The following is a 21681-nucleotide window of genomic DNA, read 5'->3' as shown; positions in this document are numbered from 1 at the left end:
CGGATGACAGTGAATATCAACAAAGACTGAGGAATACGCCATAGGGGATGTTAAGCTAAAGTAAAAACAAGAAGTCAATTACTTTAAAAGGCGCATTTTTCTATAGGAAGTTCCTTTAACACCCGTCTGTTAAGTGTTAATCCATAAATTTTCCGGAGCGGAGTCAAATACTGTTTTTATCGATACCCAATGCTTCGCAAGATTTACGGGCCGCATCTTGCTCGGCTTTCTTTTTACTGTAGCCATTTCCCTCGGCAATCAATTCCGTATCCAACAACAGTTTTACTTTAAATTGTTTGTTGCTTTTTTTGGTAGCGCTTTTTTGAGCGGTTTCGAAATTGATGTCTTTATTGTTTTTCTGTGCCCATTCAATGATCAAGCTCTTGAAGTTGGTGGTTGTTTCTATAATTTCTTCAAGATCATAATGTTGAATCAACAGCTGTTTCACAATAAATTTCCGGCAGTACTTAAAGCCTTTGTCCAGGTACACGGCCCCTACAAAAGCTTCCATGGCATCGCCATAAATCGATTTAAACGTTTGGGAATTTCTCTTCCTCCCCTCGTATTCTACCAGTTGGCTTAAGCCGATTTTAATGGCCAATCTGTTGAGGGATTCCCGGTTGACAATACGGGAGCGGATTTCGGTCAGGAAACCTTCATCTTTGTAAGGAAAGCGTTTAAAGAGGTATTCGGCCACTACCGCACCTAGTACGGCATCGCCCAAATATTCAAGACGTTCATTGGATTCTTTAAAACCGTGAGTGTTTTCTTTAGCAATAGAAGTATGTTTCATAGCCAAGGAGTAAAGCTCCACATTATAGGGCTTTACTCCTGTGATTCTTTTGACAGCTTCTATTAGCTTTTTATCTTTTGCAGAATAATTTTTAATCCAACGTGTAAAAAATCTAGTGAAATGCACTACCCGTTAAATTTTCGCAGTAGAACTGAAAAATTATGTCCGCCAAACCCAAACGTATTACTCAATACAGTATTGATTTCACGTTGTTGAGCCTGGCTAAAGGTAAAGTTCAATCTAGGATCAAACTCCTCATCATCTGTAAAGTGATTGATCGTTGGCGGCACGACTTGTTTTTCCAGTGCAAACAAACAAGCAATCGTTTCGATCGCTCCGGCGGCCCCCAACAAGTGTCCGGTCATAGATTTGGTAGAACTGATATTTAACTTATATGCATGCTCTCCGAAAACAGATTCAATCGCTTTCACCTCACTCACATCACCCAACGGGGTAGAAGTACCGTGTACGTTGATGTAATCTACCTGATCAGGTGTAATTCCTGCATCGTTCAAGGCATCATGCATCACACTGGTAGCCCCGAGTCCTTCCGGATGAGGAGCTGTAATATGATAAGCATCTGCTGACATACCGCCTCCGATGACTTCCGCGTAAATCTTGGCGCCACGAGCTTTGGCATGTTCCAGTTCTTCCAGAATCAAAGCTCCGGCTCCCTCACCCAACACAAAACCATTCCGGTCTTTGTCGAAAGGACGAGAAGCTGTTTCCGGGGAATCATTGCGTTCAGACAACGCTTTTAGGGCGTTAAATCCACCGATTCCGGATTCTACAACCGCTGCTTCAGACCCTCCGGTAATGAACACATCGGCTTTTCCTAGGCGGATATAGTTATAAGCATCGACAATGGCATTGGTAGAAGAGGCACAGGCGGACACCGTCACGAAGTTAGGGCCTCTAAACCCGTATTTTATAGAAATATGCCCTGCACTTAAATCCGCAATCATTTTAGGAATAAAGAATGGGTTAAAGCGCGGCACGCCATTGCCGGTTGCATATCCGCTCACTTCCTCATGAAAGGTAGTTAAGCCTCCAATGCCGGACCCCCAGATAACTCCGGAGCGACCTAAATCTATGGCTTCCAGGTCCAATTTGGAATCTTGAACGGCCTCAGCAGCAACCACCATTGCATACTGAGTAAACAAGTCCATTTTCCGAGCTTCCTTTCGCTCGATATGGTCCTTTATATCGAAATTCTTAATTTCGCAAGCAAACTTGGTTTTGAAATTGGTTGTGTCAAACCTTGTAATAGGTGCTGCACCACTCACTCCTTTCTCCAGATTTGCCCAGTATTCTTCTTTATTATTGCCGATGGGAGTCAAGGCTCCGATACCGGTTACAACTACTCTTTTGAGTTCCATGGAATATCCCTCAGTTTGATTTTCCTTATGAACAAATTAGACCTGTAAGGTATCCGATACAGCATATCGAATGCTACCTTGCAGGTCCACAAGATAATAATTTTACGTCAAAAAATTAACTTCTTAGCTAGTGTGCTCTTCAAGATAAGATATGGCTTGACCTACAGTAGTAATGCTCTCAGCTTGGTCATCGGGAATAGAGATATTGAATTCTTTTTCAAATTCCATGATTAGCTCTACAGTATCCAGTGAATCAGCTCCCAAATCATTGGTAAAACTTGCTTCTGGAGTAACTTCAGACTCCTCTACTCCTAATTTATCGATGATGATTTTCTTTACCTTTTGTGCTATTTCTGACATACTTCTAATAGTTAATTTTCTACAAATAATGCTGCAAATAAAGTCATTAAAACAGGAAAGTCAAAATTTGGATTGCAAATTTGAGAATCAAACTGTTCTCTTCTTTAAATTTCTATGGAAATTCGTTCGGAATCAGGGATTTTTTTAGATTTTTTATAGCGATAGCCATGGGGCTTCAGCGCTGATTTGCCTGGAAGCTAATAATCGCCCTATGCGTTATTCTTCAGTTCCGTTCGCTCTTTCGTTCAAGTATTCCCTGACCAACTTTTTCAAACCCTTTTTGGCCGCTGCCATAATCATCACCGAAAGGTTTTCGCGAATCATTTTTGAAAGAAAGGACTCCTTTTGCACTTTTGATACAGGCTGTGCCGAAGCAACTTGGTCCACGGAGGTTTTGAGGGCTTTTAGCTCTGCTTTGTATTTATTGGGTTTCCGCAAGAGCATTCTCACCAAGACATATGTAATCATGGCCCCCAGCCCCATGAAGATGAGCCCTTTCCCCCGGTTTACCAGTTCATCCACCGCCCCTCCGGAAAGATGCTGCACTTCTTTTTTATAATGAGCAATCTCCGTTAATACCCGTTCCTTTTCCTTTTTGATAGCATCTTCCACAGTATCGTTTGTTTAGGTTATGATTTTTGGAATAGTCCATCCAGCACTTTCAGCAATGCAATGCGTAAGGGGCCCCGTAGTTTAATCACCACAAAAGTCAACAGAACATACAATCCTGACACCATAAAAAAGCCGTAAAACTGAGGGATTTCCAGCCAGTAGCTCAGCACTAATGCCAAACCAAAACTCACAAAGAAGGCAAAAAACGACAGCATAACTACCACTGCACAAACAATGATAAAAACCGCTAATATTTTAGCCGTGCCGGCTTTCACCTCCAGCTTTATCAAGCTTAGGTAGCTTTCCAGCAAGCGAGTCAAGTTTTCAAGCAGTTTTGCCACTACCGATTGTTCATCACTTTGCTTGTCTGTTACTTTTTTCTTACCCAGTAGTTTATTAAACATTCAATTCGTTTTGTTTTCAATCTTTCGCTAAAATAAAAATTTTGGAGCAGTTCTTTACGACAGAAGAAATTAAAAGTAATAAAAGCAAAAGTCAAATGTATTAAAAGCATTTCCTTTGAAAATAACAGCGGTTTGTTTCCGGCTAAACCGAATACTGCCCGGAAGTTACTTTATTTTTGACCTGTAAGAGGCAATATATGCCGGATCCTTACTTACTTTGGGATACAAGTATCTAAAAAATCCATGAGCACAAAGAAAAAGATATTCAAAGAGTTAAGAAATTTAGGAATTACCATTGTCCTCCTGGCAATTTTATATTTCACCGGTTGGCATACTACGGTAATAGGCACATTACAACGCGGGGTTTTGTACACGGGGTTGATGAACCCTGACTTGGACACTCTGGCAACACCTGCCTCCACAGCAGATTATGATTTTCAATTACAAAATATGGATGGCGAGCTTCTGGACTTTCAAAGTTTAAAAGGCAAAACTATTTTCATGAACTTTTGGGCCACTTGGTGCCCTCCCTGTATTGCCGAAATGCCCTCCATTCACCAACTGTATCAAAAACTGGAAACCCAGGAGAATATCGTATTTGTTATGTTATCCGTAGATGAAGACTCTGAAAAACTTCGCAAGTTCTTGGCTAACAAAGCATATGATTTCCCGGTTTACCAATTGACCTCTCCATTGCCTGCAATTTATCAAAGCAACTCCATTCCTACTACTTTCGTGATTTCTCCGGAAGGTAAAGTTGTATTAAAACATGAAAAAATGGCCGACTATAGTACCGAAAAATTCTACAACTACCTGAAAGACTTGTAAGTGGCAAAAACTTACACGACTTCCAGCCTGCTTATGGTATTGGAAACTTAGCCTCCCACATCCTTTCGGGACCTATGCTAAGGGCATGTTTAGATTTCATCCGTTTGAGCCCAAAACGCCCATTTCAGGCACCTCAACACAGCATTCTGAGAACTCTAAACGGATATTTTTTACCGGCAAAGGGGCGCTCCTCCGCAACGAATTTCAAACATGCTCTAAAGCTAATGGTTATCTCAAATATAATCTTTAACTTTGGGAATAAGGGATTGCTCTTTTTCAAGATACACCTACCAAGTTCTATTTTGGAAAAGAACCGCATTCGTCTAAATCAAACCCTACATTTCGCATTTTCCTATTTCATTTAGCAAACAAGCCTTTGGCATGAGCAATTCAGAATTCGGCTGGGAACTACAGCAAACCAAACTCCCTGATACTTTTTATTCTTCCACTCACCAACAACCCATCAGCCAGTGCCTGGTGTGTGAAAAATCTTTGCTGGAAGAAGGCACACAGTACTTTATTGAAAAATCTGTACGAAAATACCCCGAATACCAAGCGGAGGACATCGTGTTTGAATATGCAATGTGCCTGAGTTGTGCGGAAAAACAGCGCAAGGAATTATCCACCGAATCGCTACAAAAAATTGAAGAATTCTTTTCGGAAAGGGTAGATTTTCAGTCGCGTAGTCAAGAGTTTTTGGAGAAAAGCGGAACAGAGGTAGCTCCTTGGTTGGCCCGTTGCGTGATCACCAATAAACCCCTGGAAGAGTTAGAAGAATATACCCTACACGCTCACTGCCAGGGAGGCAATCTGTTATTCACCTTTATGCCGTATATGATTAGCGGGGAGGCGATGGATGAAATTGCCGACTTGCTATCCGAACAAACCTTGGGGGAAATTGACCGCTTCACCGGAAAATATTTTACCGGGCCTCCGGAAGTAAGCGAAATTTTGAAAAAACGGAGGTTGATACTTTTATAAAAAAGAATGGGGAACGTTTAACCTGTAGTATTCACAAAACGTTCCCTGTTTAAGTTAACCAATCACTGACCGGAACCTACTGTGGCTTCCACTTCTTGCTCTCCTTTCAGTTGCTTTTCATACAAGTCTTTATACACCCCCTCTTCCCGGACCAAATCCTGATGTATCCCATTTTGTACCACTTCGCCATCATCCAACACAATTACTTTGTCAGCCAACTTTGCGGAAGATACACGATGAGAAATGATAATGGAAGTACGGTTTTCCATAATTTTCTTCAAGCTATTGAGAATTGCATTTTCCGTTTTGGTATCCACTGCGGATAAACTATCATCCAAAATCAACAAGCCCGGTTTACGCAATATCGCCCGGGCAATGGATACCCTCTGTTTTTGTCCTCCCGATAGCGAGATCCCCCGCTCCCCTACCCGGGTGGCAAACCCTTCTTTAAAACCTTGAATATTTTCATACAGATCGGCATCCTTCGCGGCTTGTTTCATTTCTTCTTGAGTATAGCGCTCCACCCCGAAAGTAATATTATTTTCTATCGAGTCAGAGAACAAGAATACATCCTGAGGCACATACCCTATCTGGCTTCTCAAATTGCCAATATGATAATCCCGGATGTCCGTATTGTCAATCATAATGCTCCCGTCTTTCACATCATACAGGCGACACAGCAAATTGGCAATGGTACTCTTCCCCGACCCTGTCGTCCCCAAGATAGCCAATGACTCCCCGGGCTTAATTTCAAATGAAACGTTCTTTAAGGCATGCACCCCCGAATCAGGATAGACGAAGTTCACCTTCTCAAAACGCACATCCCCCGATATGGACTGCTCTATGTTCTTATGAGAAACGATATCATTTTTGGTATTCAAGAATTCATTAATACGCTTTTGCGAGGCCGCGGCCCGTTGAATAATACTCGTCACCCAGCCCAGAGCCGTTACCGGCCAGCCCAGCATCCCTACATACATGATAAACTCCGCGATGTTTCCCGCTGTAATGCTTCCCCGGGCCACTTCCACACCTCCAACGTATACGGTCAAAATGGTACTCAAGCCGATCAGCGCCAGCATCAAAGGGAAAAACAACGCATTCACCCGGGTGAGTTTTAGAGAGCGGTCTTTATATTCCTTACTCTCCTGAGTAAACTTCCGCAACATATCTTCTTCCTGAACAAAGGCTTTAATCACCCGGATACCGGAAAAGGCCTCTTGCACAAATGTGGACAGCGAAGAAAGGCTCTCCTGAATTTCTTCCGATCGTTTGTTGATCAGGTTATGCACATAATAAATACTGACAGACAACAGTGGTAAAGGCAATAAGGCAAACAAGGTCAATTTTACACTTACGGTTAGCATATAACCGATCACCAGAACACAGGTTACCGCCAAGTTGACACTGTACATCAATGCCGGCCCTAAATACATTCTCACTTTACTCACGTCTTCGGAGATCCGGGCCATTAAATCCCCGGTATTATTTCTCCGGTAAAACGCCAAAGGGAGCGCTTGATAATGCGCATAAATTTCATTCTTCAGGTCGTATTCGATCTTACGGGATACCTTGATGATGAACTGCCTCATAAAAAACAAGAAGGCCCCACGAATAAGAGCCATGCAAACAATCAACAAGCCATAAAAAACAACAATTTGAAAAAACATCCCCAAAAAATCTTCTTGTATGGTCAAGCCGTCAAATAAGGGATAGATTTTTAAGGTATCGGAAACAAGATTAAAAGAATGCCTTACCAGTTGCGCGGGGATAATGCTGAATACCACCGACAAAGACACAAATAAGAATCCCAGGAGTAGCTGGAATTTATATTTGTACAAATATTTATTGAGATATGCTAAATCTTTCACAGGATATCAATTTTAGGGCTGATGCTTAATGTGTAAGCACTATAAGTAAGTTGACATTTTTCGGGCAACTGTAAGCAATTGCTCTTTTAGCATTTACTGATTTTTCAAGGATAGGGTTTACAAACCCAACTCTCAATTCTTCTTATGAGAAAGTAGCAAAGTTACTGGATTATAAAAACATATTTCGTTAAGAAAGTATTAAAATCAAGAGGTTAAAAATATTCTTGTGTGTGTGTTGGTTGGATCATAAGACCAAGGAACAGTTGGCCAATGGTGAAGATACCAGTATAAAATTGTATGAAGAACTTCTTTCCGATGACTGGTATATTTCTTTCTTAAATAGAAAAAGCCCGGTGTTATCCGGGCTTTTGTGAATCCGGCAGGATTCAAACCTGCAACCTCCAGAGCCGTAATCTGGTGCTCTATTCAGTTGAGCTACGGATCCGATTCGCTGTGCAAAAGTAAACAAAATCTTTAAAACACAAAATTTTTTTTACAGATCTCTAAAACCCGTGAAATATTCGCTCTTTTCCCTACCCTATATAGTAAAGAAAGCCCACAAGCAACTTATTAAAAAAGTAAAGGAATGTGTAACTTATCACAAAAAACTCCTATGGATACAACAATACAAGCACAAACCATTGAAGCCAGTCGCAGCAAAGTACAGCGCCTGGTATCCTTAGATGCCTTCCGTGGTTTTACCATCGCAGCCATGATCATTGTCAATGATCCGGGCTCCTGGAGCCATGTGTATGCGCCCCTATTGCATGCGGAATGGCATGGCATCACTCCTACCGATTTAGTTTTCCCGTTTTTCCTATTTATAGTTGGAGTCTCGATTGTACTTGCCTACACCAAACGCATGGAGAAAGCCTACTCCACCAAAGATCTGGTACAAAAAGTGCTGATCCGGGCTTTAAAAATATTTGTCTTGGGACTTTTTCTCAACCTTTATCCCAAATTCAATTTTGAAGAAATCCGTATTCCGGGTGTTTTACAGCGGATTTCCATTGTTTTTATCTGTTGCGCCTTGTTGTTTTTATTTTCCGGTTGGAAACAATGGCTCAAAGCCTGTCTGGCCCTTTTGGTACTTTATTGCTTGGCCATGATGTTAATACCGGTTCCGGGTCTGGGAGCCGGAGTATTGGAACCTGGTAAAAACCTGGCCGCCTGGGTGGACAGTTTACTGATCCCCGGCAGGTTATGGCAGGGTACCTGGGACCCCGAAGGTCTTCTGAGCACCTTTCCGGCAATTGCCACCGGCATCACCGGCATGCTGGCAGGGCGAATCATTGTCTCTTCGCAGGAGCAACACCAGAAAGTTGTATGGCTGTTTGTTTGGGGCTTTGCCCTTTTCGTTCTGGGAGGTATCTGGAATTGGTTTTTCCCTATCAACAAAAATCTTTGGACCAGCTCTTATGTACTTTACACCAGTGGCTTAGCCTTTCTGTGTTTGGCCGCCAGCATATTTATTGTCGATATAAAAGGTTATAAAAAATGGACCCGAATAGGCGTCATCTTCGGGGCTAATGCCATCACGGCTTATGTACTGGCAGGCATTTTAGGCTTCCTGTTTGTCTTTGAATTAAACGAAGCCGGAGACTCTCTACAAACCCTTTATTTTAATGGTTTGGTGAATGCAGGAATGGCCCCCAAACTCGTCTCTCTTATTTGGGCGGTACTTTACACAGCGCTCTGTTTCGTGCCGGTTTATATTTTGTACAAAAAGAAAATTTTTATCAAAGTATAAAAGCCTGCCCCATTTTTCAACTGACTTAACAAACTTCAGGTGGAATCTTCGTCAGGAATTTTCAAGAATAGAACATTTACGGATAAATTGGAACAGAGTATGTATTACAAGCGTTTATTTAATAAACTAAACTAAAAAACTTACATGCACACAGCTATGAAACAATTATTCATTTTGATGGGGGTGGCCATACTGTTTGCCTCCTGCTCATCTACTAACCAAGCCATTGTAGACTTTGACAAAGGCGCTGATTTCAGCAAGTACCAAACCTTTAATTGGTACAAAGACATGAATTCAAAATCTGAAATTAACCAACATGGTTACAATGACTTAATGACGGCCCGGATTAAAAATGTGGTCAAATCACAAATGGAGGGCCGGGATTACCACTATGTAGAAGACAATAGTGCGGATATCCATATCAATGCTTACATCATGGTAGAGGAAAAAATGGGCTACCGGCAAAGTCCTTTCACTCCGGGCTATTATCGCTGGTACGAACCTTCCGTACCTTATGTATATAAAGAAGGCAAATTGTATATAGACATGGTAGATGCCCGCAAAAAGAAATTGGTTTGGAGCGGGCAGGTAGAGATGGAATTGTACAATGACCCTGAAAAAAAAGATGCGGCCGTAAGAGATGCTGTCTCTAGTATTTTTGCCAAATATACTTTTAGGGCAAGTCAAAGCATAACTAACGGCCTTTAATAATCATATGAATTTTTGTAGGTTTAAGTGTGGTGTTGAAAAAAGCTTACCTTTTTTGGTAAGCTTTTTTAATATGTTCTCAGCCCTTTGTTTTTTTTAAGGTTAACCCCAAATCATTCTTATGCAAACACTTTCGAACCCTTTGGTACCCACCGATCAACAAAATCATTTTGTCTATTATACCCCCGTTATCACTCCCCCCAAAGCAACCATCCTGCTCATCCATGGGTTGAATAATCCTTATATTACTTATACGGATTGGATCCGGTGGTTTTTGGCACAGGGTTTTGCCGTACAATTAGTCAAACTACCTGCCCACAGAACTACGAGCAAAGGCTATGAGCGATTCAATGCCTCCTTACTGTTTCAAGCCATTGAACAAGCCTACCTATCTATTTCTGTTCAACCTGTTATTTTATTTGGTTACTCTCTCGGAGGCTTATTGGGACTCACCTTGCAAAACACCCGTTCAATTCAATACGACAAGGCCTTGTTGTTTGCCCCCGCTTCCGCTACACGCCTTCGAGGAGCACTTTTCAATACACTACTTCGCATCTTACCCAATATCCGTATCCGTAGCGCCTCCTTGCCCGATTACCGCCATCATAATTTTGTATCCATCAAAGCTTACCGTGAGTTGTTCAAGATTCAAAACCAACTGCTAACAAGTCAGTTTGAACACCTTAACCAACCCACTCTCACTTTTATTGATCCCAAAGACGAGTTGATTTCAACCAAGCGGCTTCGACAACAAATCAAACAATACCGGCTGTCAAACTGGGAAATACATTACCTGAACAGCCGGGCCGGAAAAAGTCACCATCACCTAATTGTAGACAAATATTCATTGGGGCAAGAAAACTGGAAAAAGACCACTATGATTGTCGAAAATTTCCTGAAAGGATCATCGTAAAAAGCTTGGACAAGCAGCTTCTATTTTTCAAAAGCTTTTACTTTGTCCAACACTTCTTCTACGGGAATGGATTGAATGCAAGAGCATTTCAATGATTTTTTACATGCATCACAGTCTTTTTCTTTCCAGAGGCACTCTGCTTTCTCTCCCAAAGGTGCCCACCTTTCTGGATGCATATTTTGTGCAGGGGCATAGAGGCCCAAGGTCTGTTTTCCTAAAGCGGCCGCTAAATGTAAAGGCCCGGTATTACTTGCAATCACTCCATCGGCTGCATCTATCAAACCCAACAGGTCCGTCAGGTTCAATTTACCGGTCAAGTTAGTTACATAAGGCAAGTAAAAGATGGAAGGCATCTTTTGCTTCAACAGTTCTCCTTCGGCTTCCGAACCAACCACCAATACCTGAAACCGGTACCGAGGTAAAGCTTCCAACAATGCGAAGTACTGCTCGAGCGGCCAATTATGAGCACTATCGCTTGACTTAGGGTGAAGGATCAAATTAAACAGATCCTTTTTCAAATAGCGGGTAAAAGATTTGGGTGCTTCCGGGTCGGCTTCCAAGCCAAAGTAAGAAGGCAACTCTTCCAAAGTCGGTGTATGCTCAACACCCAGAGGTGCTAACAATTTAAAATTGCGCTGCGCCTCATGTTCACTTATATGCTTGGCGGATACTTTCACACGCTTGTTGCAATATCTCCACTGAAAAAACGGAGAGCTTGTACCTACCCGCTGTGGGATTTTGGCTTTATGGGCGACTTTGGCTAGTTCTTTATCCGGAAAAAGAAATACGATGGCATCCGCATCCAAACTTGACAAGGTCTCCGGTTGCTTCAGCACCTGTTCGCGATCGATAAATTGGTCAATATGTTTACATCGCTCCACAATATCCCGCGCATAAGCCCTGCCAATAAAGGAAATATGCAAGTCCGGATACACGGATTTTAAGTACCCCGCCAAGGGCAAAGTCACTATCACACCGTTCAGATGATCCGTACGGCTAATGATCCATCGCTTCATTATTTAATCACTTTCATTCTTTTAAACTCTTTCGTTTCGTCAAACAACTTACGGAAGGTAACATGTGTTTTCTTCACTTCTGCACCAATCTGTTCGCAAATACGGATCATTTTCGGATTAAAATCCCCTATCCAGTTTAACTCCACATCTTTGTAGCGATAATTCTCCACGTTGGCAAATTCCCGTTGGTAGGCAACAATCAAGGCCGCTTCCACTCCTTTTCCCTGATGTGCCGGAGTAATTCCAAAGGCCACTCCAAAAAGCTTGTTGGCCCCTACGAATTTCTGGTAGTATAAAAATTTCAATTTGGCCCACCAATTGAACTGCCCATTCAAGTGCTTGAACAACTGATTCAATTCAGGTAGTTGAATCCAGAAAGCAATCGGCTCCCCTTTATAATAGCCAAACCAGATAATCTCCTCATCAATGACAGGCTTCATTTGGCGCATAATGTTCATCGCTTGTGCTTTGGGCATTTCTCCCACCCCTGCATGTTTTACCCAAGCTTTGTTGTACACCGCCCGGAAATCTTCGGCATATTTTTCTATTTCTTTTAAGTTGATATGCCTGAACTCATAATCCGGGTTATTATAAATCCGGTTGGCTTTTGCAAAAATGCGTTCGTCCAAATGCCCTTGCACTTTACGTCCGAAAGTAAACTGTTGGAAATACTCACGAAAGCCGTAGTTTTCAAAAAGTTCTTTATAATAAGGGAAATTATAAGGCATACAATAATTCGGTTCTGTAAACCCCTGTACCAGACAGCCCCACCATTTGTCCCTTTCTCCAAAATTGACTGGCCCATCCATGGCTTCCATACCCCGCTCTTCCAGCCAGGCTTTACAAGTATCAAACAACATATTAGCAGCCTCCTGATCATTGATGCAGTCAAAAAAGCCCATCCCTCCGGTAGGCTGATCATTGTCTTTATTAGCCGTACGCTTATTCACAAATACCGCAACCCTTCCGACCGCTTCGTTCTTCCCGTTGCGGAGGATAAAACGGGCACATTCTCCATGGCGGAACATCTTATTTTTCTTAGGGTCAAACACCTCCTCGATGTCTTTATCCAAAGGACGAATCCAATATGAATCGTTTTTATAAAGTTTGACAGGTACTTGCAAAAACTCTTTGACAAGTTTCGGATCGTTTACTTCTATTATTTTCATAGCCTCAATAACTATCTGTTTGAAAATCTACAATGCCCTAACGGCAGAGATGGAATGCGGCCGCTCCCAAAAAGAAAGTTTAAAAATAGTGAAACCCTGACAGAGAGCGAAAAAAGAAAGCTGCCATGATCAGATTTTCCGGGAGCGACATCCGGAAAATACCAAGGCAGCTTTTTTGTCAGATAAAACGATTCGCATAAGTTGTGTGCATATCAACGACACCTCTTGATGCTTTATGAGAGTGCGGTAAACTGTTTTAAGAAGCGCACATCGTTTTCAAAAAACAAACGAATATCTTCGATTTTGTGCTTATACAAAGCAATCCGTTCGATGCCCATACCGAAGGCAAAGCCCGTATATTCTTCCGGGTCTATCCCACAATTGGACAATACATTCGGATCTACCATACCACATCCCAGAATTTCCAGCCACCCGGTTCCTTTGGTCATTTTCCGGTCCAGCTCGGTTTCCATCCCCCAATAAATATCTACCTCGGCACTAGGCTCGGTAAAAGGGAAATAAGAAGGGCGGAAACGCACTTTGATATCATGCCCAAACATCTCTTTCGCAAAGTAATAGAGGGTATTTTTCAGATCGGCAAAACTCACGTTTTTATCCACATACAGTCCCTCTACCTGATGAAACAAACAATGGGAACGGGCCGAAATGGCTTCGTTACGGAACACACGCCCGGGCATAATCGAGCGAAACGGAGGTTTCTCCATGCTCATCAGTCGGGTTTGTACATTTGACGTATGTGTACGCAACAGAATATCCGGATCTTTTTGAATAAAAAAGGTATCCTGCATTTCTCTGGCCGGATGGTTAGGCGGGAAGTTCAAAGAAGTGAAATTGTACCAATCTTCTTCAATTTCGGGCCCATCTGACACATTAAATCCGATACGCTCAAATATTTCGATGATTTGCTCACGGGTTTGGGTAATCGGATGTACTGAGCCCAAGGTATTGGGAATATTGGGCAAGGTGAGGTCATGCGGGCGGTCTTTCCCTGGGCCTTGCGTACTTTCCAATGCCTCGATCAGCTCCTGAAATTTCGCCTGAGCGGTATTTTTCAAACCATTCACTTTCTGACCAAACTCCTTCTTATCTTCCGGGGCTATATCTTTGATTCCGGAAAACAACTCCGCTACCACACTTTTTCTGCTAATGTATTTAAGTCTGAAATCTTCCAACTCTTGTTGAGATTGGGCAGTAGCCGCTTGTATTTCCTGAGTGAGTTTTTCTATTTGATCAAACATAAGATTCTTTGAGTTTTCCGCGATTTAAGAGTATGTTTCAACGCAACTTCCAGGTTGAAACCGGAGTCGTTTACCGTAGCTCTTCACTTGCTGGGAATCCCTCCCGTTACAAAAGTTAAACATATTCAAAGGATTGCGAAATTAATGATTTTCTCACAGATTATCATGAAGTAGCGTAGGTTTAAAATTCGTTTTTGACAGCAAAATGCCTTCTTCAAGAGTTCTTTAAAAATGAGTTTAGAGGAAAAAATATAGTTTTTGATATAAAATAGAATAGACAGGAGCCTTGGCAACTTCGCACCATTGTACCTGTCGCATAGGCTCGTCATACCAATTATCATGAATTTTCATAAGTTGGGTATAGGAATGGATATTCCGTTTCACTTCAGTTGATTTTTCCCTGTAATCCTTCTGATTTCCTCTCAAAGATTTTTTATATTGAAGTGAATTAACCTTTTTCTTTTTCCTAAAAAATGTTTCAAAAACGCCTCCTCTGTGTTACTTTTTTCAACAATAGCTTTGGCTATTCTTTTCAAAAAGTGCCTTAGTGAGCCGGTTTTGATCCCATTTAAGGAGATATTTGGATTTTATCTTGATGTATTTTCAGGGTATCTCTTACTGAAAACCACCTGTTACGGGGGTTGCTGAATCTTAGTACCTGGCATACCAGCCGGCTTGTTGCACCCAACCAAAGCCCTTGAAATATTACAACTATCCCCGTTTTCTTCACTTCTTTCATTCTTTAATCCTTAAATACCATGCGAACATTAGATATCTCTTTTCCCAATAAAAGTGGAGCCATGCTTTCTGCAAAACTGGAATTACCCGCTGACGGCCAAGCCCACAACTTTGCACTGTTTGCTCATTGCTTTACCTGTGATAAAAACCTGAATGCTATTAAGCATATCAGTCGGGCAATGACGACTCAAGGTTTGGGTGTATTGCGGTTTGACTTCACCGGGTTGGGAGAAAGTGAAGGAGACTTTGCCGAAACCAGTATCGGAAGTAATATGGAAGACCTTTTGGCTGCCGCTGATTTTTTAAAAAAAGAATACAAAGCTCCTGCTCTTTTGATCGGACATTCCTTCGGAGGTGCTGCTGTGTTGCTTACAGCCCATCAAATTTCCAGTGCATTGGCCGTAGCTACCATTGGCGCTCCCTTTGACCCGGAACATGTCACACACTTGTTTAGCGATCAATTGGACGAGTTGCGTGAACAAGGTAAAGCAAAAGTGAACATTGGGGGCAGGCCTTTCTTTTTGAAAAAGAAATTTCTGGATGATTTACAAACGGTGCACTCTCATCATCCCATTCAGAATCTGGATGCCGCTTTATTGGTCTTACACTCTCCTCAGGATGAAATTGTCAGTATTGATAACGCCACCAAAATTTACAAAGCTGCCCAACATCCTAAAAGTTACTTATCCCTGGATGGAGCCAATCACTTGCTAAGCAAAAAACTGGATGCTCTGTATGTGGGTGAGGTTATTGCTACTTGGGCCAAGCGTTATGTGCAATGGCCCACCATTGAACCTTTGGCCACTAACAAACAAGTGGTGATCCGCACACAACAAGAGTTTACCACGGAAGTACGGGCGGGTACTCACGGCTTTCTGGCTGATGAGCCCGAATCGGTAGGAGGCAATAACCTGGGGCCTACCCCTTATGATTTGTTGGTAGCGGCCTTGGGTACTTGTACCGGAATGACTTTACGTATATATGCCAATTTGAAAAAATGGGACTTGGAAGAAGTGCGGGTACACTTGGAGCACAACCGTATCCACACTCAGGACTGTGAGGGCTTACAAAGCAAACATAAAGATGGTAAGTTGGATTTTATCGACCGGGAAATCGAGTTGTATGGCAATCTTACCGAGGAACAGAAAGAGAAATTATTGGAAATTGCCAATCGCTGTCCGGTACATAAAACCTTAACTTCCGATATTAAAATCAATACCGCTCTAAAAAAATAAAGTATCTCTTTCGCAGCCACTATGAACGCCAGGCATTTCATATACCTGGCGTTCTTAACTAGAAATATTGGCCCACCATCCTTGTTTTATAAAGATCGTAATGCACCGATAATTCCCAATGCCTCTCCTTTGGGTTTACCTACAAGCAAGGGGGTCTTTTCGCTGACAATCACCATCTTTTCGGCAAAGCTTCCTAAAAAGATAGAGGCTGCCGTGGTTCTGCCTCTGGAACTCACCGCGACCAAATGCGACTTTACGTTTTCTGCCGCTTCCAAAATCAATTTGGCCGGTCTTCCTTTGGAATCCAAGGTAAAAACCGGTACGATTTCAACCCCTTCGGCATTCAAGGACTTTACAAATACCTCAAATTTTTTGGTAGCATGGTCTTTCATGATTTTGGCATAGCCCCGGAGTGATTTCCCCGACACATGATACCCTGTAGGCACCGAATATACATGATGACAATACACTTTGGTATCTCCTACTTCCCGGGCCAGATTGATGGCCTTTTGGGCGGCAAACCGGGAACTTTCCGAAAAGTCCGTACAAAAAGAAATGCCTTCAAAAGTATAGTCCGTCAACTCCGGAACGATTAAAACGGAACAGTTCGCCCTCCGGGCAATCCGGGCCAAAAAGCTTCCGCTACTTTTATCCGAGCTTTTTCTACCGATCACAATTAGGTCGATATTTTTCACCTTCGACCATTTAACCAAGGTAGATAAACGCGAACCTTCCAAAATGATAAATTCTATATCATAAGCATGATACGAGGGGAAGTTTTTTTTCACATTTTCTTCCATTTGTGTACGTAGGTACTCATCGTAGGGAACGGTACCACCATACAGCTCTTGTTTAATTTCTTCTGGCAGGTCCAGGTTGGTATCGATATAGGTAAAGTATATTTTTTCCGGTTTAAAATACGGAGCCATCAGCTCAATATACTTAATGATAGAAGCATCCGTATCTGAAAAATCCAGTCCCACCATTAGTCTTTTTAGCTCATACATATTGTGGTCTTTCATGAGATTAAAGGAATGTTATAGTACACTTATCAATGAATAAAAAATGTAAGCAAGTTAGTCTGAGAATAAGCCTGCAAAAATAATGGTAAATTACCATAGAAAGGTAATTAAAATTGTTGAAAAGCTTTTTATTTCAAGGCAAGAAAGCTGTAAGTTCAAAATAAGCCCGTTGAAACGTTGGATCAAGCCTCTGTATTCGCTTCTTTGATCCGGATTTTGTGGATTTTCCGAACTTTCTTCATCGGCTAAATTCTGCTAAATCGTTGACACTTATACGGATTCTCCACTTCTGTAACTATCTTTGCAGCAAAATTTCAAGCGGATTAACAGTAATGAAATATTTAGTAGTTGGATTAGGCAATATCGGAGCAGAATATGCTAACACCCGGCATAATATCGGATTTATGATTGCTGACCGGTTAGCCGAAAAATTTAAGTGTACTTTTGAAAGCGAGCGACAGGCCTTTGTCACGGAATTCAAACACAAAGGACGATCTATTCATTTGATCAAACCTACTACTTATATGAATCTCAGTGGGAAGGCTGTTCGCCACTGGATGAATCAATTAAAAATCCCTCAAGACAACCTTCTGGTATTAGTAGACGACCTGGCCTTGCCTTTCGGTACACTGCGTATGCGGGCAAAAGGATCGGATGCCGGGCACAACGGACTGAAAAACATTCAAGAATTACTGGGCAATAACAAATACCCCCGCTTGAGGTTTGGCATTGGCGATAGCTTTTCCAAAGGGAAACAGATTGATTATGTGTTGGGTGATTTTGACAAAAAGGAGCAAGAAGAGCTTGAGATTTTCATTGAAAAATCTTGTGACATGGTATTGTCTTTTGCCAGTATTGGCATACAACGCACCATGACGACCTATAATAACTAACAAAGCATCTGGACTTTTCTCAACCGGACTTGATTACTTGAAATAGTATTCAATGAACTATAATTAAAATAAATACATGAAAATCAACTTAAACAATTTTGAAAAGTTTGAGACCAGGCACAACAGTGTGTCAGGAGCTCAGCTCTCCGAAATGCTAAAAGTGGTAAAAGCAGATTCTTTGGATCAACTGATCGAAGAGACTATCCCACAAAATATCCGTCTGAAGAAAAGGCTTAACCTGCCAGAAGCTAAGACTGAGTTTGACTTTCTCAAAGAGTTTAAAGCTCTCGCTGTAAAAAATAAACTATTTAAATCTTATATCGGCTTAGGCTACCATAACTGTATCACTCCGAATGTGATTGTCCGCAATATTTTGGAAAATCCCGGATGGTACACAGCTTATACGCCTTACCAGGCCGAAATTGCTCAGGGAAGATTGGAAATGTTGTTAAACTTCCAAACCCTGATTTCGGACCTGACGGGCATGGAAATCGCCAATGCCTCTCTACTGGATGAAGGAACAGCCGCAGCCGAGGCAATGAGTATGTTCCGGGCCACCCGCAAAAAAGACAAGAAAACGGCGAATAAATTTTTCGTTGCGGATACTTGTCTCCCTCAAACTATTGATATTTTAAAAACCCGCTGCGAGCCAATCGGTGTAGAATTGGAGGTGGGTGATTATACTACCTTAGCTCTTACGGATGAAAATCTGTTTGGAGTATTACTACAATATCCGGAAGTAAACGGAGAAGTAGTAGATTACACAGATTTGATAAGCAAAGCGCATGATAACAATGTAAAAGTTGCCGTAGCAGCGGATATCTTGAGTTTGACGCTCTTGACTCCTCCGGGGGAAATGGGAGCCGATGCAGTAGTAGGTACTACTCAACGTCTTGGGGTACCCATGGGATATGGCGGACCTCACGCAGCCTATTTTGCTACGAAAGACGAGTTCAAGCGATTGATCCCAGGTAGAATCATCGGAGTATCTAAGGATGCCGAAGGCAATACGGCTTACCGGATGGCTCTTCAAACCCGTGAGCAACACATCAAAAGAGAGCGTGCTACCTCCAACATTTGTACCGCACAGGTATTACTTGCCGTCATCTCTGCTGCCTATGCGGTATATCACGGTCCTGAGGGCTTAAAAAATATCGGTCTTCGCGTACACGGCCTGAGTAAGTTATTGGCTGATAGTCTTAGCAAAGCCGGGCTTAGCCTTGAAAACAAAGTATTCTTTGATACGCTTACTATTGCTGTTCAATCTTCTGAAAACCAACAAAAAGTAAAAGAAGAAGCCTTAGCGCAAGAAATCAACTTCCGCTATATCGGTGATAGTCAGATCGGTATTGCTCTGGATGAAACGACTACGGTAGCAGATGTAGCACAGATTGTAGCTATTTTCGAAAAAGCCTTAGGCCTGAACACTCAAGTAGATGTAGCAACCTTGGCGGAAAACATCGAGTTGGCTATCCCACAAACTATTGCGAGAAAGTCGGACTACCTGAGCCACCCCTCTTTCCACAAATACCGGACAGAGCACGAGTTATTACGCTATTTGAAAAGATTAGAAAATAAGGACTTGTCATTGGTACATTCCATGATCTCTTTGGGTTCATGCACCATGAAGTTGAATGCTACCACGGAAATGATTCCTATTACCTGGCCTGAGTTCGGGCAATTACACCCCTTCGTTCCTGTAGATCAAGCGGAAGGATATGCCGAGTTGTTTAAAAACTTCGAAAACTTCTTGTGTGAAATTACCGGATTTGATGCCGTATCCCTACAGCCGAACTCCGGAGCACAAGGAGAATATGCCGGTTTGATGACCATCCGGGACTTCTTTAAAGCCCAAGGTCAAGCACACCGTAACGTTGCTTTGATTCCGTCATCAGCTCATGGGACCAACCCTGCCAGTGCGATTATGGCCGGTATGAAAGTGGTGATTGTAAAATGCGATGAACACGGTAATATTGATGTAACAGATCTGAAAGAAAAGGCAGAGCAACATCAGGAAAACCTGGCGGCATTGCTCGTCACTTATCCTTCTACCCACGGTGTATTTGAAGAAGCCATTATGGAAATCTGTAAGATTACCCATGACAACGGAGGTAGGGTATATATGGATGGAGCCAACCTGAATGCACAAGTAGGCCTGACCAATCCCGGGTTCATCGGAGCAGACGTTTGTCACTTGAACTTACATAAAACCTTCTGTATTCCTCACGGCGGAGGCGGACCAGGGATGGGCCCGATTGGTGTAACCAAGGAGTTGGCTCCTTACTTGCCAAACCACCCTGTAGTAGATATCAATGGAGGTGCCAGTTCTGCTGTGTCTGCAGCCCCTTGGGGAAGCGCCAGCATTTTGGGAATCTCTTATGCATACATCGCCATGATGGGAACTGAGGGATTGGAAAATGCTACCAAAACCGCTATCCTGAACGCGAACTATCTCAAAGAGCAATTGAGCAAACACTTCCCGATTCTTTATACCGGAAAGAACAATCGTTGTGCTCATGAGATGATTGTGGATTGCAGAGAGTTTAAGAAACATGGAGTAGAGGTAGAAGACATTGCCAAGCGCTTGATGGACTATGGCTACCATGCACCTACGGTTTCATTCCCGGTACCGGGCACCTTGATGATAGAACCTACCGAAAGTGAATCAAAAGAAGAACTGGACCGTTTCTGTGACACTTTGATCTCTATCCGTAAAGAAATTCAAGAAGTGATAGACGGCAAAGCCGATGCACAAAACAATGTTTTGAAAAATGCGCCACATACGGCTACAATGGCTACTACGGGAGAATGGGATTATCCCTACAGTATCGAGCAAGCTGTATATCCGTTGGCATTTGTAAAAGAAAGAAAATTCTGGCCTTCTGTCAGAAGGGTTGACAATGCCTACGGAGACCGTAACTTGGTGTGTAGCTGTTTGCCTGTGGAAGAATACATTGAAGAAGAAGAAGTAACACAGTAATAATACACATGCTTATTCATAGAAAAAGGGTCTCTTTCGGGACCCTTTTTTATTTATTATTCTTTATAAGATTACCGTCTAAAGCCATAGTTGGCCGGAAGCATAAAATAACACCTTACTCGCTTCTTAGTCCATGCATTACTTTAGATTCTTCTCCAGAATTTCTACCAATTCGGTGAGATATTTTTGATCCGTTTCGTCAAAATCAGCACGTTTATCGCTGTCTATATCCAATACTCCAATCACTTTTCCTTCCTGGTTATGAACAGGCAATACAATTTCTGATTTCGATAAGGAGCTGCATGCAATATGTCCCGGGAAAGCGTCTACATCCTCCACTAAGTAAATAACGTCTTCTTTCCAGGCGTTTCCACACACTCCTTTGCCCTTTGCAATTCTTGTACAAGCTACTGGTCCTTGGAAAGGGCCTAACACCAATTCTTCCTCTTTAACCAAGTAAAAGCCAACCCACAAAAAGTCAAACATTGTTTTAAGAGCAGCTGCCGTATTTGCCAGGTTAGCAATCAAATCGCTTTCTACGGAAAGGAGTGCGTCAATCTGTTGGTTCAAGGAAGCATATCGTTCACTTTTCGAACCTTCGATACTATGAATTTCTTCAGCCATAAAGCAAAGATAGAATATAGCACAAAAAAAAGCAGCCTATCTTGAGATAGGCTGCTGTAAAAAAAGACAAGACTGGCGATGACTTACTCTCCCACCTGTTACGGCAGTACCATCAGCGCGACAGGGCTTAACTTCTCTGTTCGGAA

At 42.3% G+C, this 21681-nt stretch carries 19 protein-coding genes, 1 tRNA gene and 1 rRNA gene; 8 read left to right on the top strand and 13 right to left on the bottom strand.

Translation table 11 applies throughout. The annotated features are described in order from the left end of the window. Positions 1 to 163: 163 nt before the first annotated feature. From rnc to AAG747_RS09695, 5 genes are all read right to left on the bottom strand, one after another. Complete coding sequence (gene rnc, locus AAG747_RS09715; RefSeq protein ID WP_346820967.1) at positions 164 to 919, bottom strand: ribonuclease III; 756 nt, start codon at positions 917 to 919, stop codon at positions 164 to 166. Continuing rightward, complete coding sequence (fabF, locus tag AAG747_RS09710; protein WP_346820966.1) at positions 919 to 2172, bottom strand: beta-ketoacyl-ACP synthase II; 1254 nt, start codon at positions 2170 to 2172, stop codon at positions 919 to 921. The genes rnc and fabF overlap by 1 nt, the downstream gene beginning before the upstream one ends. A 123-nt stretch (positions 2173 to 2295) precedes the next feature. Next, the gene (locus tag AAG747_RS09705; RefSeq protein ID WP_346820965.1) at positions 2296 to 2532 is read right to left on the bottom strand and encodes an acyl carrier protein; all 237 of its coding nucleotides are present in this window, start codon (positions 2530 to 2532) and stop codon (positions 2296 to 2298) included. Between the two features lie 216 nt (positions 2533 to 2748). Continuing rightward, positions 2749 to 3144, bottom strand: coding sequence for a hypothetical protein (locus AAG747_RS09700; RefSeq protein WP_346820964.1), 396 nt, complete (start codon positions 3142 to 3144; stop codon positions 2749 to 2751). Positions 3145 to 3161: 17 nt separating this feature from the next. Continuing rightward, positions 3162 to 3548 (bottom strand): phage holin family protein, encoded by a 387-nt coding sequence (locus tag AAG747_RS09695; protein WP_346820963.1) that lies wholly within the window; start codon positions 3546 to 3548, stop codon positions 3162 to 3164. Positions 3549 to 3791: 243 nt separating this feature from the next. Between AAG747_RS09695 and AAG747_RS09690 the strand changes: the two genes are divergently transcribed. Both AAG747_RS09690 and AAG747_RS09685 read left to right on the top strand, forming a co-directional pair. Beyond that, complete coding sequence (locus tag AAG747_RS09690) at positions 3792 to 4376, top strand: TlpA family protein disulfide reductase (RefSeq protein WP_346820962.1); 585 nt, start codon at positions 3792 to 3794, stop codon at positions 4374 to 4376. Positions 4377 to 4757: 381 nt separating this feature from the next. Beyond that, on the top strand, positions 4758 to 5357 hold the full coding sequence (locus AAG747_RS09685) for a hypothetical protein (protein ID WP_346820961.1): 600 nt from the start codon (positions 4758 to 4760) through the stop codon (positions 5355 to 5357). 62 nt (positions 5358 to 5419) lie between these two features. On the opposite strand, the gene AAG747_RS09680 is transcribed toward AAG747_RS09685, so the two are convergent. Together AAG747_RS09680 and AAG747_RS09675 are read right to left on the bottom strand one after the other, a co-directional pair. After that, positions 5420 to 7228, bottom strand: coding sequence for an ABC transporter ATP-binding protein (locus tag AAG747_RS09680; protein ID WP_346820960.1), 1809 nt, complete (start codon positions 7226 to 7228; stop codon positions 5420 to 5422). Between the two features lie 371 nt (positions 7229 to 7599). Beyond that, positions 7600 to 7673 (bottom strand) — tRNA-Arg (locus AAG747_RS09675). Positions 7674 to 7841: 168 nt separating this feature from the next. On the opposite strand from AAG747_RS09675, the gene AAG747_RS09670 reads away from it, so the two are divergent. From AAG747_RS09670 to AAG747_RS09660, 3 genes are all read left to right on the top strand, one after another. Beyond that, positions 7842 to 8978, top strand: coding sequence for an acyltransferase family protein (locus AAG747_RS09670; protein ID WP_346820959.1), 1137 nt, complete (start codon positions 7842 to 7844; stop codon positions 8976 to 8978). Between the two features lie 156 nt (positions 8979 to 9134). Then, complete coding sequence (locus AAG747_RS09665) at positions 9135 to 9686, top strand: DUF4136 domain-containing protein (protein ID WP_346820958.1); 552 nt, start codon at positions 9135 to 9137, stop codon at positions 9684 to 9686. 121 nt (positions 9687 to 9807) lie between these two features. After that, positions 9808 to 10599 carry a serine aminopeptidase domain-containing protein gene (locus tag AAG747_RS09660; RefSeq protein WP_346820957.1) on the top strand — a complete coding sequence of 264 codons (792 nt, stop codon included), beginning with the start codon at positions 9808 to 9810 and terminating at the stop codon, positions 10597 to 10599. Positions 10600 to 10619: 20 nt separating this feature from the next. Here the strand turns inward: AAG747_RS09660 and AAG747_RS09655 are convergent, their stop codons facing one another. The 3 genes from AAG747_RS09655 to pheS form a co-directional block, all read right to left on the bottom strand. Beyond that, positions 10620 to 11615: a glycosyltransferase family 9 protein gene (locus AAG747_RS09655; protein WP_346820956.1), complete on the bottom strand. Its 996-nt coding sequence runs from the start codon at positions 11613 to 11615 to the stop codon at positions 10620 to 10622. Continuing rightward, complete coding sequence (locus AAG747_RS09650) at positions 11615 to 12784, bottom strand: hypothetical protein (protein ID WP_346820955.1); 1170 nt, start codon at positions 12782 to 12784, stop codon at positions 11615 to 11617. The genes AAG747_RS09655 and AAG747_RS09650 overlap by 1 nt, the downstream gene beginning before the upstream one ends. A 233-nt stretch (positions 12785 to 13017) precedes the next feature. Further along, entirely contained in the window at positions 13018 to 14043 is a 1026-nt protein-coding gene (gene pheS, locus AAG747_RS09645; RefSeq protein ID WP_346820954.1) for a phenylalanine--tRNA ligase subunit alpha, read from the bottom strand. A 758-nt stretch (positions 14044 to 14801) separates the two neighbouring features. Here pheS and AAG747_RS09640 point away from each other — a divergent pair. Continuing rightward, positions 14802 to 16016: a bifunctional alpha/beta hydrolase/OsmC family protein gene (locus AAG747_RS09640; RefSeq protein WP_346820953.1), complete on the top strand. Its 1215-nt coding sequence runs from the start codon at positions 14802 to 14804 to the stop codon at positions 16014 to 16016. 86 nt (positions 16017 to 16102) lie between these two features. Here the strand turns inward: AAG747_RS09640 and AAG747_RS09635 are convergent, their stop codons facing one another. Then, on the bottom strand, positions 16103 to 17038 hold the full coding sequence (locus tag AAG747_RS09635; RefSeq protein ID WP_346820952.1) for a universal stress protein: 936 nt from the start codon (positions 17036 to 17038) through the stop codon (positions 16103 to 16105). A 332-nt stretch (positions 17039 to 17370) separates the two neighbouring features. Between AAG747_RS09635 and pth the strand changes: the two genes are divergently transcribed. Continuing rightward, positions 17371 to 17931, top strand: a complete 561-nt coding sequence (gene pth, locus AAG747_RS09630) for an aminoacyl-tRNA hydrolase (protein ID WP_346820951.1) — start codon at positions 17371 to 17373, stop codon at positions 17929 to 17931. Between the two features lie 76 nt (positions 17932 to 18007). Next, on the top strand, positions 18008 to 20911 hold the full coding sequence (gcvP, locus tag AAG747_RS09625; RefSeq protein WP_346820950.1) for an aminomethyl-transferring glycine dehydrogenase: 2904 nt from the start codon (positions 18008 to 18010) through the stop codon (positions 20909 to 20911). Between the two features lie 138 nt (positions 20912 to 21049). Here gcvP and AAG747_RS09620 read toward each other — a convergent pair whose 3' ends face one another. Together AAG747_RS09620 and rrf are read right to left on the bottom strand one after the other, a co-directional pair. Then, positions 21050 to 21535 (bottom strand): GAF domain-containing protein, encoded by a 486-nt coding sequence (locus AAG747_RS09620; RefSeq protein WP_346820949.1) that lies wholly within the window; start codon positions 21533 to 21535, stop codon positions 21050 to 21052. Between the two features lie 70 nt (positions 21536 to 21605). Continuing rightward, positions 21606 to 21681 (bottom strand): 5S ribosomal RNA (gene rrf, locus AAG747_RS29205); the annotation flags it as partial.

This window comes from Rapidithrix thailandica (genome assembly GCF_039710355.1).
In the GTDB taxonomy this organism is placed as follows: domain Bacteria; phylum Bacteroidota; class Bacteroidia; order Cytophagales; family Flammeovirgaceae; genus Rapidithrix; species Rapidithrix thailandica.
Note: the sequence above shows the minus strand (reverse complement) of the source record. Positions and strands in the feature narration are given on the sequence as shown.